This window comes from Streptomyces sp. SAS_272 (genome assembly GCF_052543235.1).
This window is the reverse complement of record NZ_JBMNDR010000092.1, coordinates 23,540-37,520: the sequence shown is the minus strand read 5'-3', so window position 1 is coordinate 37,520 and position 13,981 is coordinate 23,540. Positions and strand designations below refer to the sequence as shown.

Here is a 13,981-nt window from a genome sequence, read left to right as displayed (position 1 = left end):
CCTTCCCCCTCTCACCGGCGGCAACGCGGTGTGGGCGACCTTGGCGGACTGAGCGCACACCCGGACGGGCACGGGCCTCTTCCGGGAGCGCGGCCGGGCTTCAGCTGCCCGCGGGCGTCAGTTCGGCGAGCAGCAGGGTGCGGTCGTCGGAGCCGGTCGTGCCCGACGTGGCGCCCAGGAGCTTTCGGCACAGGGACGGCAGCGCGTCCTGCGTGTCGCCGTCCACGGCTTCGGCGGCGGCCGCGTCCACGGTGCGCGCGAGGCGGGTGATCTCGTGGTCGATGTCGGCGTCCCGGGACTCGACCAGACCGTCGCTGTAGAGAACCAGCAGGGCGGGGTCGGGCACGCTCAGCACGGTCTCCTCGTAGCTGCCCGTGCCCAGTCCGAGGGGCAGACCCGTCCCGGCCAGCGCGACGGGCGCGGTCCGGCCCCGCGGACCGCGCAGCAGCGGGGGAGGATGGCCCGCCCCCACCAGGGTGCAGGTGCGCCGCCGGGCGTCCCACTCGGCGTAGATGCACGTGGCGAAGGAGACGCCGGGGGAGTCACCGGCGAGGACGTCGAGCCGTCCGACGAGGTCGGCCGCCGGTATGTCCAGTGCCGCCAGGGTCCGCACGGCGGTGCGGAGTTGAATCATCGCGACGGCGGACTCGGGGCCGTGCCCCATCGCGTCCCCGACGATCAGACTGACCCGGTCGCCGGGTCGCCGCACCACGTCGGACCAGTCGCCGCCGACGAGATTGCCGTGCCCGGCCGGCAGACACCCGTGGGCGGCGCGGCAGCCCCCGAACTCCACGGCGGCGCCGGACGCCAGGCTGTTGCGGATGGCGAGGGCGGTGCGCCGCTCACGCTCGTACCGGCGCGCGTTGTCCAGGGCGACGGCGGTCCGCGCGGCCAGCGCTTCCACGGCGGCCACGTCTGCGGTGCCGAACGGCGGCCGGCCCGGTCCCCGCGTGCAGTTGACGAAGCCGATCGGCTTGCCCCGCAGTCGCAGCGGGACCACCAGGAACGACGTCACGCGCAGCAGGTCGCCGGCGCGCGCGTCGCCACCGCCGCCCGGGCCGGCGAGCCGCCCGGACGTGTGCGGGTCCACCGCGTCGAGCACCCGCGCCTGCCCGTCGGACAGGACGCGGGCGTAGGGCGTCCGGCGGGAGTGGGCGACCATCTCGCCGACCGGCAACGCGGCCTCCCAGTCCGCCAGCGCGCCGGGCCCGATGCGCAGCGCCGTCCGGCGCACCTCGACCCGGGGCGCGTCCGCGCGGGCGCGCGCGTTCTCCTCCAGACGCCAGCGCTCCAGCAGGTACACGGAGGCCGCGTCGCAGAACCCCGGGGTCAGCGCGTGCACCAGATGGTCGGAGGTCATCCACAGGTCGAGTTCCGTGCCGATGACGTCGGCGGCGGGCGAGAACACCGACCGGCGGGGGGAGGGCAGGTCGCTGGACGGGTCGGGGGTGGCGCTGTGCGGTTCGTTCCGCAGGATCGTGCCTTTCCAGTGGGGGCTCCGGCCGCGCGACGGGGAAGGGGAGCCGCCACGCACCCTGGCTCACTCTATGATGATGCGTCAAATGCACTGGTCCAAAGGGCAGTTGTGAAGATCACCGGTACCTGGGCAGCCATCGGGGGCAACCGTTTGCGCCTGTCGAGGGCAGCCGCGGCAGCGGCGCTCCAGGGCGTTGTCAGTGGTGGCGGGCAGGATGACCGGCATGACAACACGTGGTGCAGTGATCGGGGACGCCGCCGCCTACGCGCAGGCGGTCGAGGACGCGGTGAAGGCGTCGGCGGCGTACTACGCGGCCGGCACGTCGGGGCTGGACGACGACGACTACGACCGGCTGGTGCGGTCCATCGCGGCCTGGGAGGCCGAGCACCCGGAGCAGACGCTGGCCGACTCGCCGACGGGGAAGGTCGCCGGCGGGGCCGTGGTGGGCGACGTCCCGCACACGGTGGCGATGCTGAGCCTGGACAACGTGTTCTCTCCCGAGGAGTTCACGGCGTGGACCGTCTCGCTGACCAGACGCATCGGCCGCGAGGTCACCCGGTTCAGTGTGGAGCCCAAGCTCGACGGCCTGGCGATCGCGGCCCGCTACCGGCAGGGCCGGCTGACGCAGCTCGTCACCCGGGGCGACGGGACGGCCGGGGAGGACGTCTCGCACGCGATCGGCACCGTGGAGGGTCTGCCGGCCGAGCTGGCGCAGCCCGTCACGGTGGAGGTGCGCGGCGAAGTCCTGATGACGAACACGCAGTTCGAGCACGCCAACGAGGTGCGCACCGCGCACGGCGGAGCACCGTTCGCCAACCCCCGCAACGCCGCCGCGGGCACCCTGCGCGCCAGGGAACGCGCCTACACCGTCCCGATGACGTTCTTCGGCTACGGCCTGCTGCCTCTCGCCGACACCGACCCGGAACTCGCCGAGCGTCTGCGGGAGAGCGCGCACAGCGACCTCATGACCGAGGCCGCGGCGCTGGGCGTGAACACCACGGCCGCCACCGCCGTGCCCGGCGTCACCGCGGCCACCGTCGACGATGTCCTGACCCGGGTCGCGGAGACGGCCGCGCTGCGCGCTGCGCTGCCGTTCGGGATCGACGGGATCGTCGTCAAGGCCGACCTGGCCGCCGACCAGGCGGCCGCCGGATCCGGTTCACGGGCCCCGCGCTGGGCGATCGCCTTCAAACTGCGGGCCGTGGAGAAGATCACCCGACTGCTGGCGGTGGAGTGGAACGTGGGCCGCACCGGCGTCATCGCCCCGCGCGCCGTCCTGGAGCCGGTGGAGATCGAGGGCTCCACCATCACCTACGCCACCCTGCACAACCCGGCCGACATCACCCGCCGCGACCTGCGCCTCGGCGACCGGGTCATGGTCCACCGGGCCGGTGACGTCATCCCGCGCATCGAGGCACCTGTCGCCCATCTGCGCACCGGGGAGGAGCAGCCCATCGTGTTCCCCGAGACGTGTCCGCGATGCGGATCGGGCATCGACACCAGCGAGCAGCGCTGGCGCTGCGAGAACGGCCGCAACTGCCATCTCGTCGCCTCCCTGTCCTACGCTGCCGGGCGCGACCAGCTCGACATCGAGGGCCTCGGCCACACCCGGGTCGTCCAGCTCGTCGACGCGCGACTGGTCGCGGACCTCGCCGACCTGTTCACCCTGACCCGAGACCAGCTGCTGGGCCTCGAGAGGATGGGGGAGACCAGCACCGACAACCTGCTTGCCGCGCTCGCCACCGCCAGGGCGCAGCCGCTGTCGCGGGTGCTGTGCGCGCTGGGCGTCCGCGGCACCGGCCGTTCGATGTCGCGGCGTATCGCCCGGCACTTCGCCACCATGGACCATCTCCGCGCCGCAGACGCCGAGGCGATCCGGCAGGTCGAGGGCATCGGCGCCGAGAAGGCCCCGTCGATCGTCGCCGAACTCGCCGAACTGGGCCCGCTCATCGACAAACTGGTCGCGGCCGGGGTGAACATGACCGAGCCGGGCGCAACCCCGCCGGCGCCCCGGCCGGCCACGGCAGCCGACGGGGACGACGGCGCGGAAGGCACGGAAGGCACGGAAGGCACGGAAGGCGCCGACGCGGCGGGCGGTCCGCTGGCCGGGATGACCGTGGTCGTCACCGGCGCGATGACCGGAGCGCTCGAGAAGCTGAGCCGCAATCAGATGAACGAACTCATCGAACGGGCCGGCGGCCGTTCCTCCTCCAGCGTCTCCGGGAAGACCTCTCTCGTCGTGGCCGGGGAGGGCACCGGATCCAAGCGCGCCAAGGCCGAGGCCCTCGGCGTCCGCCTCGCCGCCCCCGACGAGTTCGCCGCCCTGGTCGCCGGACTCCTCGAACCGGCCGCCGACGCCCGGCCGCCGGCGTGACGGTCACCGCGGCAGCAGTCCGACGCTCCAGGCCCGGCGATCGCCGCACCACCAGTACTCGCTCCGCCCTTCGGTCGCCACCCGATCATGGCCGTGATCCGCACCACTTTCCGGCGGAGAGCGGCGTCACGCCAGGTGGTGCGGTATTGGCCGGGCGGGCGACACGCGGTACCGTCGCTCTGATATCGACGACGTCAGCACGGAAGCCGGTGGAAATCCGGCACGGTCGCGCCACTGTGAACGGTGCGCTCCTCATCGAGGGGCACATCAAGAGTCAGACCCGGAGCCGTCGTCCTGTGCACCACCGAGATGGGACGCGAACTCCCAGAGGAGGCCCTGCCATGGCGCAGCATGTCGCCCAGCCGACCCCCACCACCCCTGTGGTCCCCGCCAAGTTGCCGCTGAAGGACATCGCCCCCTGGGCGGTCTTCTTCGGCGTCCTGATGCTCGTCCTGCTGTACTTCGTCGGCGCCGAACAGGGCGCCACCTCCGTCGTCTCCGGCGAGGGAGTCCACGAGTGGGTGCACGACGCACGCCACCTTCTCGGCTTCCCCTGCCACTGACGAGGGACGCCGCACACTCGATGAACTCCGCAACGGTAAGAAACCTGCTCGTCCGCGGCATGCTCGCCGGCCTCGCGGCCGGCGTGCTCGCCCTGGTCGTCGCCTACTTCCTCGGTGAGCCGAACGTCGACAGCGCGATCGGCTTCGAGGAGTCCCACGCGCCCGCGCACGAGCACGAGGTCGAACTCGTCTCCCGCAGCCTCCAGTCCACCGCGGGCCTCGCCACCGGCGTCCTGGTGTACGGGGTCGCCTTCGGCGGCATCGCCGCCCTCGCCTACTGCTTCGCGCTCGGCCGCGTCGGCCGCTTCAGCCCCCGGGCCACGGCGCTCCTGCTCTCGGGAGCGGCGCTGCTCACCGTGTACGTCGTCCCGTTCCTCAAGTACCCGGCCAATCCGCCCGCGGTCGGTGACCACGACACCATCGCCAAGCGGACCACCCTGTACTTCCTGATGATGGTGCTCGCCGTGCTTCTCGCGGTCGCCGCCGTGATCGCGGGCAAACGGATCGCGCCGGGACTCGGCGCCTGGTACGCCACGGTCGTCGCCGTTCTCGGCTTCACCGTCGTGATCGGGCTGGCCTACGCGTTCCTGCCCGCCGTCAACGAGGTGCCGACGGACTTCCCGGCGGCCCTGCTGTGGCGGTTCCGGCTCTCCTCGCTCGCCCTGCAGATCACGATGTGGGCAGGCTTCGGCCTCGTCTTCGGGGAACTGGCCGAACGGCTGCTGAACCCGAAGCCCGCCGCGATCCCCGCGGGGTCGGCGGTGACCGCCTCGCGGTGAGCCGCGGACTCCGTCCCGGAGACCGACGAGGATCGGGCGGACGCGGCCTCAGGCCGCCTCCGCCCGATCCAGCGGGAGTCCCAGCCGCAGGTTCCAGCGACCGCCGCGCCCGCTGAGGGAGGTGGCCGTCAACGGCGGCACGTCCAGCCGCCAGAAGGCCGTGGCGGACGCCCCCAGTACATGCACCACCGCGGCCCGTACGATCTCCGGCTCGACGACGGCCACGATACGTCCCTCGTCGTCCGCGGCCCTCTCCAGCCAGCCGGCCACCCGTTCGCACAGATCCCTCACGGACTCGCCGCCGTGCGGCGCCGATTCGGGATCGGCGAGCCAGCGGGCCACCGCCTCCGGCTCGGCGGCGCCGACCTCGGCGAGCGTCTGGCCCCGCCACCGGCCCACCTCCAGCCCCGCCAACTCCGCCGTCTCCAGCGCGTCGAGACCGAGGGCGGCCGCCGTCTCACCGCACCGCACACCGGGCGAGACGAGGACCCGAGCGGCAGCGGGCAGGGTTCCGGCCGCGGCGCGGGCGTGCGCCGCTCCGGCGGCGTCGATCGAGGCCCCGTCGTCGAAACGGGCCTGCCGCAGCGACGAACTCGTCGCGGGCGAGACGAGAACGACCCGGGTGGTCACGTGGCGGCTCCTTCTGGTGAGGTCATCAACGTAGGGTCTCCCGGCGCGGCGCGCAGGGCGTGGTCGCGCGGAGGACGTGGCGCGCAGGGCGTGGTCGCGCGCACGGACGGGGGCGCCGCCCGTCCCGCGACCCACGGTCAGGGCTTCGGTCGCCGGTCGCCGCACGCCGCCGTGCTCGTGCCGCTGCCTCCGCCCCGCCCTTGGCCGTCCTGCTGCTCCCCGTCCTGCTTTCCGTTCCGCCCGGTCGGCAGGACGCCCAGGAAGCGTATGTGCGGGCGGCCGTCGGGGCCGTCGCGGGTGAGGCCGGCCCGCACCCCGTAGACGTCGGCGATCAGCGCCTCGGTGAGCACCTCCTGGGGTGTGCCGCCGGCCACCGCCCTGCCCTCCTTCAGGACGACGACCCGGTCGCAGTACATCGCGGCCAGATTCAGATCGTGCAGCGCGACGACACTGGTCACTCCGAGTCCGGTGATCAGGTCCAGCAGCGCGAGCTGGTGCTGGATGTCGAGGTGGTTGGTGGGCTCGTCCAGGAGCAGCTCCCGCGGCTGCTGGGCGAGCGCGCGGGCGACCTGGACACGCTGGCGTTCCCCGCCGGAGAGGGTGTGCCACAGACGGTCGGCCTTGTCGCCGAGGCCGGTCCGCTCCAGCGCGGAACGGACCGCTGCCTCGTCCGCGGCCGAGGCGGCGCCCCAGGCCCGGCGATGCGGGACCCGGCCCAGGCGTACGACGTCCAGAACGCTCAACGCGACCTGAGCGTCGGCCTGTTGCTCGACGACGGCGATGCGCCGGGCGACCGCCCGCCGCCCGACCTGTGCCAGCGGGCGGCCGTCGAGGGTGACGACGCCCGAGGCGGGGGCGAGGACGCCGGCGAGCAGACGCAGCAGCGTGGACTTGCCGGAACCGTTCGGCCCGAGCAGGCCGGTGACGGTCCCCGGGCGCAGCGTGAGGCCGACCCCGTCCAGGATCAGCGAGCCGCCCGCCGCGTAGGCGAGGCGGTCGCCGCGCAGGCCGGCGTCCTCGGCGGTCCCGGTCATCGCGCCCTCCTGGTCCGGTACAGCACGAGGACGAACGCGGGGACGCCGATCAGCGAGGTCACCACGCCCACCGGCACCTCCTGCGGGTCCAGGACGGTGCGGGCGAGGGTGTCCACCCACACCAGGAACACCGCCCCCGCCAGCGCGGTGGCCGGCAGCAGCCGGGTGTGCCCGGGACCCGTCAGGGCCCGGGCCGCGTGCGGGAGCACGAGGCCCACGAAGCCGATCGCCCCCGCCGCACTGACCAGAGTGGCCGTCAGCAGGGCGGTGGCGCACAGCAGGACCAGCCGCGTGCGGGCCACGTGCACGCCCAGCGACGCGGCGGCGTCCTGCCCGAACGCGAAGGCGTCCAGGGTCGTCGCGTACCCGGTGCACACCAGCAGCACCGCGGCCAGCACCGCAAGACCCAGGCCCACGTCCGCCCAGTCGGCCCCGCTGAGCGAGCCGAGCAGCCAGAACATGACCCCGCGGGTGGTCTCCGCGTCGGCGGTCGTCATGACGACGAACGAGGTGAGCGCGGAGAACAACTGCATCGCCGCCACCCCGGCCAGCACCACCCGGTCCGTGTCACCGCCCAGCGTGTGACTGAGCAGCAGCACCAGCGCGAAGGAGACCGTCGCACCGACGAACGCACCGCCGGACACCGACAGGGCCCCGCCGCCCGCCCCGAGCACGACCACCACGACCGCGCCCGTCGAGGCGCCGGAGGAGATCCCGAGGACGAACGGGTCGGCGAGCGGATTGCGCAGCAGGGACTGCATCACCGCGCCGCACACGGCGAGGCCGGCGCCGCACACCGCGGCCAGCAGGGTCCGTGGCAGCCGCAGATTCCACACGATGCCGTCTCTCAGCGGCGTCAACCCGGCCCTGCCGAAGCCGAGATGGGCGGCCACCGTGGACCACACGTCCCCGACCGCGATGTCCGCAGGGCCGATGGTGATCGCCACGGCGAGGGACCCGCACAGCAGAGCGAGACCGGCCGCCCACAGCAGCACGTGGCGCAGCCCCCGCGCCGCCGCAGGCGCGGCGGCCGCCGGACCCGCGGCGCTCATCCCGCGAGGCCGTACGCGCGCAGTGCCGCCGCCACCTTCTCCACGCCCTCGACCGTGCGCACGGTCGGGTTCATCGCCTGCCCGGACAGGAGCACGTACCGCTTCTTCCGCACCGCGGTCATGTTCCTGGTGACCGGGTCGGACTCCAGGAACGCGATCTTCCGGGCCGCCGTCTCGGCCGTCTGCTGCCTTCGGGTCAGATCGCCGATGACGAGGACGTCCGGGTCGCGGTCGGCGACCGTCTCCCAGTTGACCTGCGGCCACTCCTCCTCGGTGTCGTCGAAGACGTTCTTCGCGCCGAGTTCGCGGGTGATGACGCCGGGGGCGCCGCAGCAGCCGGCCAGGTAGGGGGACTGGGAGTTGGCGAACCAGTAGAGGAGGGTGACGTTCTCGGCGTCGAGTCCCGAAGCGGCCCGGGCGACCCGGGACTTGAGGTCGGACACCAGTTTCTCCCCCCGCTTCTCGACTCCGAAGACCCGGGCCAGGTCGCGTACTTCGCCGTAGACCGCGTCCATGGTCAGCGGCTCGGTGCGGACGCCGTCGCCGCCGCCGCTGTTGTCCTTGCCGGCGCAGTCGGACGGGGAGAGGTAGGTAGCAACCCCGAGCTTCTCGAACTGGGCGCGGGTGGCCACGCCGCCCGTGCCGAGCGTGGAGGCGAACGAGGCGGCCACGAAGTCCGGTTCGGCGTCCAGGACCTTCTCGAAGGAGGGCGCGTTGTCGGCCAGCCGCTTCACCCGGGCGTCGGCCTTCTCGAGGCTCTTGGGCAGCGGGTCGGTCCAGGTGGCGGTGCCCGCCATCCGGTCGGCGAGCCCGAGGGAGAGCATGATCTCCGTGGTGCCCTGGTTCAGGGAGACCGCCCGGCGAGGGGGCGTGTCGATCCGGACCCGCTGTCCGCAGTTGTCGAGCGTGACCGGCCGGCCGGCCGCGTCGCTGCCGGCCGCACCGTCGGCGGAGGAAGCGGAGGGGGCTGCGGAGCCGCCGCAGCCGGTCGACAGGAGGGCGCCCGCCAGGAACAGGACGGCAGAGCGGACGGGACGTGCGAACGGCACGGAGATTCCTTCGGCGTCGAGGGCTCAAGCGCGAAGCCCGGTCGTACGGTGCGCTCCTCCGGCCGGTCTGCGACACCGGAGGCCGCCAGCAGGTCTTCGGACTCGGGGTCACCCGGGCGAGGCGCCTTCCCGGAGCGCAGGTGCGTTCCAGTGGCCGAAAGCCCCGCCCGTCGCCCTTACCGCTGCGCGTCAGCTCCGGAGTCTCACCGGATTCCCTGACCCCTGCGCGCCCGGGGGCGCACACGAGTACGACTGGCCTCGGCAAGCTACCACAGGCGTCGAGGGCGCCGACGGGGGTGACCTTCGGCACATCGGAGGTCTCGCGCCCGCGATGTGCTTTCATCGTGCACTTGTTGCTCATCGTGCACTGTTCCCGCAGGGAAAGCACGTGTCACCCGATCTCTGACATGACGTCGCATGGACGTGGGGGAACCGGAGGACGACCGGGCACTTGCATCCAGGTGCGTGGACCCGCGTATGAGGACGCACTGCTGCCCGCCGTTCCAGCGCCTAGTCTGTGGTTCGGAACCCGCCGGGCCTTCCCCCGCAGCGTGGGCGGGATCTCCGCCCGTCACCACCGAGAACAGGCGGCCGAGGGCATGCAGCCACTGCGTCCAGAAGACCCCGAGCAGCTCGGGCCGTACCGGCTCGTGGCCCGGCTCGGTGCAGGCGGTATGGGCCGGGTCTATCTGGCGCGGTCGTCGGCCGGCCGCGTCGTCGCGGTCAAGGTGATCCGTCCCGAGATGGCGGAGGACGACAACTTCCGGATCCGGTTCCGGCGCGAGGTGGCGGCCGCCGCGGCGGTCGGCGGCCCCTACACGGCACACGTCGTGGACGCCGCGCCGGACGACGAGACACCCTGGCTCGCCACCGACCACGTACCCGGCCCCACCTTGGCCGAGGCGGTCGCCGCGCACGGGCCGCTGCCCGCTGAGACGGTCCTCGCACTGGGCGCGGGCGTCGCCGAGGCGCTGACCGCGGTGCACGCCGAAGGGCTCGTGCACCGTGACCTCAAACCGTCCAACGTGCTGCTCGCGGCGGACGGCCCGCGGGTCATCGACTTCGGCATCGTGCGCGCCCGTGACGGTTATGAACTCACCGGTTCCGGCACCCTGTTCGGCTCTCTCGACTACATGTGCCCGGAGCAGGCCACCGGGGATCCGATGGGCCCGGAGGGCGACGTCTTCTGCCTCGGCTCGGTGCTCGCGTTCGCCGCGTCGGGACGCTCGCCGTTCGGCGGGGCGGTGGGCGCGGCGCAGCTCTACCAGGTGGCCCACGGGTCGCCCGACCTGAGCCTGGTGCCCGAACCACTGGACAAGATCATCAGTCTTTGTCACGCCAAGGACCCGGCCCTGAGGATCCACCCCGACCGGCTCTCGGCGGCCTGCGCTCCCGGCGGCGCCGAACAGGTGCTGACAGAGGGCTGGTTGCCGGCGCCCGTGGCCGCCATGGTCGACGCCCACCGGGCGGCCGTGCGGGACCTGGACCGCCTCGCAGCGCCGACCGCGGTCCCGCACCCGGGAGCCTTCGCGCCGCCTCCGCCGGTGTCGGCCGAGGAGCCCGTCGCCGGTCCTTCCGATCCTGCCGGGCGGAGGACGACCCACCAGAGCGTCGACCGGTCGACGGGCGGCGCCTCCGAAGGCGAAACCGAAAGGGCCCCCGACGCCGAAAGCGGAGGCGGAGGCCTGAGCGGAAGCGCATACGGACGCGGATACGGAAGCCGATCCGATGGCGGATACGGAAACAGAGGCCGCGGCGAGGGCGCCGAAGCCGTCGGCGGCGCGGGACCCTGTGCGGTGCTGCCGGGAGCCGAGTCGTTCTCCTCACCGGACGAGTCGGACCGGGCGCGGCCCCGGGAGCGGACGTTCACACGGGCCGGGTCACGGACAGACGACCGGGCCCAGGCAGAGGCCCGAGCCCGCTCAGAGGCCCAGGCCGAGGCAGAAGTCCAGCCCGAGGTGCGGTCGGAGGACCGGGCAGAAGACCGGTCCGAGGCACGGGCACAGGCGCCGGAACCGGCGAAGGGGCGGTCAACGGCCCCGGGTTCGACGCTGGGCGAGAAGCTGCCGGGTCTCCGGGCGGTGCGCGACGCGTTGCCGCAATCGGCGTCGAAACGTTCCGCCACGGCCGCGCACCACCGTGCACCCGCACGTGCCGGAGTCGCCCGGCGTACGGCCCTGGCCGCGACCGCCGGGGCGGCGCTCGTCGCGGGAGCGGCACTCGCCGTCCGCGGAACGCCGGGCGCCAGGACGGCGCGTCCGCTCGGCCGGGCGCCCGAGCCGGCCTGGGTCTACCGGGGCGGACCGCTGCTGCAGGCCCCGGCGGTCTTCCACGACGGCACAGCCCTGCTCAAGACCCGTCCGGGCGACATGATCGGCCTGGACGTGAGGAACGGCTCGCGGCCCCGCTGGGTGTACCAGGGCATCAGTCTCTCGCCCGGGCCCGTCCTGTTGATCCACGGCGCGGCGGTCGCGCTGGGCGCGGGCGCGACGGTGATCGGCGTGGACCCGGTCGCCGGCGCGGAGCAGTTCACCCTCGACTTCGGCGAGGACTACCGGTTCGACCAGTTGCTCGGCGGCTACGACGATCACACTGTCTCGGTGCTCGGCGCCAAGCTGCAGCGCCGGCCGGGGGAGCAGGGGGTGGCGACCTCCACCGACTCCGTGTTCGGCGTCGACATCGAGGCGCGTCAGGCCCTCGTCATACCGATCGATCCGCAGGACGTCGGCATCGCGCTGCAGCCCGTCATCACCGACGAGTACTTCGTCTACGCCGACGGACTGCGCAACGTCGCCGTCCGCGGAACCCGTGACAGCGGCAGCCTTCGCTGGCGGCACCAGGTGGGATACGACCTCCGGCCGGGCCTGGCCGTGCTCGGGCAGACCGTGTTCGCCATCGGCTCCGAGCTCATCGCCCTCGAGCTGGGCACCGGCAGGCTCCGGTGGAAGGCGAAGGCGGAACGGGGCATGTACGCCTCCCTGGGAGCGGTCGGCAACACCGTCTACGTCACCAGCACGGACCCCTGCGGCGTGCACGCCTTCGACGCGGCGAGCGGCCGGCGGCGCTGGTTCTGCGAGACTCCCCGCCTCGACATGGACAGCCCGGTCGCGGTGGGCGCACACGCCGTGTACGTGACGGCCTTCGAGAACAAGGACGGCTTCTACGCGATCGACGCCGCCTCCGGCCGTCTGCTGTGGAACTTCACCGACGGCAGGGAGACCGGCGTCAACCGATGGCAGCTCGCCTGTGACGGCGCCGGACACCTGGTGGCCCAGCACTTCGACCGCGTCTACGGACTGCCCGTCACCTGAGGGGGAGGCGAACCACCCGTTCGGTCCACGGCCCGCTGCGGCCGACGCGCGGTCGCCGGAGCGCGGTGCCACGCTGGGGGGCGTTGACGGATCTGCGAAAGGGCAACGCCGTGATGACCACCGACCCCACCCCCGGCGCCCCCTGCTGGCTCGACCTCGGCGCCCCCGACGTCCCGGCCGCCGCGGCCTTCTACGCCGCCGTGCTCGGCTGGCGTTACGAGCCCATGGAGGGGCAGGGGGCCGAAGGCGGGATGTTCCAGAAGGACGGCAAGACCGTCGCCGGGCTCGGCAAGCTGACCGAGGAGGGGGCCCGCTCCGCCTGGATGATCTACTACACGGTCACCGACGCCGAGGCCACGACCCGGGCCGTCGAGCGTGCGGGCGGCACCGTGCGGCTGGCGACCAGGGACCTCGGCGACTGGGGCCGGATGGCGCAGTACAGCGACCCGCTGGGCGGTCAGTTCGCGGTCTGGCAGCCGGGGAAGAACGCCGGCTTCGAGCTCGTCGACGAGCCGGGCTCGCTGTGCTGGACCGAGCTGTACACGACCGACGCCCCGGCGGCGAAGGAGTTCTACGGCAGCGTGTTCGGCTGGCGTTTCAGCCCGATGGATCTGCCCGGGGGAGGCGGTGAGTACTCCCTCGTCACGCCGGAGGGGCTGCCCGAGGAGCGCATGCAGGGCGGCGTCATGCAGCTGCGCGCGCAGGACCTCGCCCTGACGGACGGACGGCCCTACTGGCACCCGGTCTTCGCCGTCACCGACTGCGACGCCGCCGTCGCCGCCGTCACCGGGAACGGCGGCAGTGTGCAGATGGGCCCGCAGGACGCGCCGGGCGTCGGCCGGCTGGCCGTCTGTCTCGACCCGTCGAACGCGGACTTCGTGGTGCTCACCCCGTCCGGTGGCTGAGCCGGGGCCTCAGACGGCCGTGCCGCCGGGCCCGGGGGCTCCGTCCGTGCGGAGGTGCTCTCTCAGCCACCCTTCGGTGGTGCTCACGTGCAACAGGGCGGCGGCCTGGCTGAGGGCGGCGTCGCGGGCGGCCAGCGCGTGGAAGATCGCCTCGTGCTCGGCGAGGGTGCGGCCCGCGGCCTGGTCGTCGACCAGCCCGCGCCAGATGCGGGCGCGCAGCGTGCGGCCGGAGACGCCCTCGAGCAGGGCGAGCAGTGACTCGTTGCCGGTCGCGGCCACGACGGCGCGGTGGAAGGACGCGTCGTGCGCGTTGAGCAGCTCCACATCGTCGCGGGCCGCTCGCATGGCGTCCAAGTGCCGCTCGACCTCGGCCAGTTGATCGTCGGAGATCCGGGTCGCGGCCAGTGCGGTGGCGACCGGTTCGAGCAGCCGCCGCACCTCCATGAGGTCCTGCAGCGCTGCCGAGTCGCCCTGCAGCAGCTCCACCGCCCCGCCGAGCCCCTCCAGGAGCAGACTCGGCTGCAGGCTGGTCACGTACGTGCCGTCGCCGCGCCGGACCTCCAGGATCCGGGCCACGGCCAGCGCCTTGACCGCCTCGCGGGCGAGGTTGCGGGAGAGTCCGAGCTGGGCGGCCAGGTCCGGTTCCGGGGGGAGCTTCGACCCCGGGGGCAGAGCGCCGGTGCGGATGAGCTCACGGATCTGCTCGATGGCCCTGTCCGTCAGAGACAACGCGGGCTCCTCCCTTCCCGAGGGTGACGTCGATGGTACTCGGCCTACGAAGGGAGCCGAGCCGGAGGGCGGCGTCAC

The 13,981-nt window shown here is 73.3% G+C and carries 11 protein-coding genes and 1 riboswitch; of the genes, 5 read left to right on the top strand and 6 right to left on the bottom strand.

Features of this window, described 5'->3' with window-relative positions:
• Window positions 1–100 precede the first annotated feature (100 nt).
• Window positions 101–1,534 (bottom strand): PP2C family protein-serine/threonine phosphatase, encoded by a 1,434-nt coding sequence (locus ACN6LD_RS35395; protein WP_445045305.1) that lies wholly within the window; start codon window positions 1,532–1,534, stop codon window positions 101–103.
• Window positions 1,535–1,691: 157 nt separating this feature from the next.
• On the opposite strand from ACN6LD_RS35395, the gene ligA reads away from it, so the two are divergent.
• From ligA to ACN6LD_RS35380, 3 genes are all read left to right on the top strand, one after another.
• The gene (gene ligA, locus ACN6LD_RS35390) at window positions 1,692–3,851 is read left to right on the top strand and encodes an NAD-dependent DNA ligase LigA (RefSeq protein WP_319191556.1); all 2,160 of its coding nucleotides are present in this window, start codon (window positions 1,692–1,694) and stop codon (window positions 3,849–3,851) included.
• A 341-nt stretch (window positions 3,852–4,192) separates the two neighbouring features.
• The gene (locus tag ACN6LD_RS35385) at window positions 4,193–4,414 is read left to right on the top strand and encodes a CbtB domain-containing protein (RefSeq protein ID WP_057576756.1); all 222 of its coding nucleotides are present in this window, start codon (window positions 4,193–4,195) and stop codon (window positions 4,412–4,414) included.
• Window positions 4,415–4,434: 20 nt separating this feature from the next.
• Window positions 4,435–5,193 (top strand): CbtA family protein, encoded by a 759-nt coding sequence (locus ACN6LD_RS35380; protein WP_319191558.1) that lies wholly within the window; start codon window positions 4,435–4,437, stop codon window positions 5,191–5,193.
• A gap of 48 nt (window positions 5,194–5,241) precedes the next feature.
• Here ACN6LD_RS35380 and ACN6LD_RS35375 read toward each other — a convergent pair whose 3' ends face one another.
• From ACN6LD_RS35375 to ACN6LD_RS35360, 4 genes are all read right to left on the bottom strand, one after another.
• Window positions 5,242–5,823 (bottom strand): histidine phosphatase family protein, encoded by a 582-nt coding sequence (locus ACN6LD_RS35375; protein WP_319191560.1) that lies wholly within the window; start codon window positions 5,821–5,823, stop codon window positions 5,242–5,244.
• Window positions 5,824–5,960: 137 nt separating this feature from the next.
• A complete protein-coding gene (locus ACN6LD_RS35370; protein ID WP_319191561.1) occupies window positions 5,961–6,857 on the bottom strand; it encodes an ABC transporter ATP-binding protein in 897 nt (298 codons plus the stop codon).
• The gene (locus ACN6LD_RS35365) at window positions 6,854–7,909 is read right to left on the bottom strand and encodes a FecCD family ABC transporter permease (RefSeq protein ID WP_319191563.1); all 1,056 of its coding nucleotides are present in this window, start codon (window positions 7,907–7,909) and stop codon (window positions 6,854–6,856) included. The genes ACN6LD_RS35370 and ACN6LD_RS35365 overlap by 4 nt, the downstream gene beginning before the upstream one ends.
• Entirely contained in the window at window positions 7,906–8,958 is a 1,053-nt protein-coding gene (locus ACN6LD_RS35360) for an ABC transporter substrate-binding protein (RefSeq protein ID WP_319191565.1), read from the bottom strand. Before ACN6LD_RS35360 ends, ACN6LD_RS35365 begins: the two co-directional genes overlap by 4 nt.
• 90 nt (window positions 8,959–9,048) lie before the next feature.
• Window positions 9,049–9,175: riboswitch (cobalamin riboswitch) on the bottom strand.
• Window positions 9,176–9,557: 382 nt separating this feature from the next.
• On the opposite strand from ACN6LD_RS35360, the gene ACN6LD_RS35355 reads away from it, so the two are divergent.
• Together ACN6LD_RS35355 and ACN6LD_RS35350 are read left to right on the top strand one after the other, a co-directional pair.
• Window positions 9,558–12,269 carry a protein kinase domain-containing protein gene (locus ACN6LD_RS35355; protein ID WP_445045304.1) on the top strand — a complete coding sequence of 904 codons (2,712 nt, stop codon included), beginning with the start codon at window positions 9,558–9,560 and terminating at the stop codon, window positions 12,267–12,269.
• 110 nt (window positions 12,270–12,379) lie between these two features.
• On the top strand, window positions 12,380–13,174 hold the full coding sequence (locus tag ACN6LD_RS35350; RefSeq protein WP_319191578.1) for a VOC family protein: 795 nt from the start codon (window positions 12,380–12,382) through the stop codon (window positions 13,172–13,174).
• 9 nt (window positions 13,175–13,183) lie between these two features.
• Here ACN6LD_RS35350 and ACN6LD_RS35345 read toward each other — a convergent pair whose 3' ends face one another.
• Window positions 13,184–13,903 carry a FadR/GntR family transcriptional regulator gene (locus ACN6LD_RS35345; RefSeq protein WP_319191569.1) on the bottom strand — a complete coding sequence of 240 codons (720 nt, stop codon included), beginning with the start codon at window positions 13,901–13,903 and terminating at the stop codon, window positions 13,184–13,186.
• Between the last annotated feature and the right edge of the window lie 78 nt (window positions 13,904–13,981).

Bases quoted from the DNA above. Each gene is read 5' to 3' on its own strand.
- ligA (WP_319191556.1), top strand. From the start codon at position 1,692: ATGACCGGCATGACAACACGTGGTGCAGTGATCGGGGACGCCGCCGCC.
- ACN6LD_RS35385 (WP_057576756.1), top strand. From the start codon at position 4,193: ATGGCGCAGCATGTCGCCCAGCCGACCCCCACCACCCCTGTGGTCCCC.
- ACN6LD_RS35380 (WP_319191558.1), top strand. From the start codon at position 4,435: ATGAACTCCGCAACGGTAAGAAACCTGCTCGTCCGCGGCATGCTCGCC.
- ACN6LD_RS35370 (WP_319191561.1), bottom strand. From the start codon at position 6,857: ATGACCGGGACCGCCGAGGACGCCGGCCTGCGCGGCGACCGCCTCGCC.
- ACN6LD_RS35365 (WP_319191563.1), bottom strand. From the start codon at position 7,909: ATGAGCGCCGCGGGTCCGGCGGCCGCCGCGCCTGCGGCGGCGCGGGGG.
- ACN6LD_RS35355 (WP_445045304.1), top strand. From the start codon at position 9,558: ATGCAGCCACTGCGTCCAGAAGACCCCGAGCAGCTCGGGCCGTACCGG.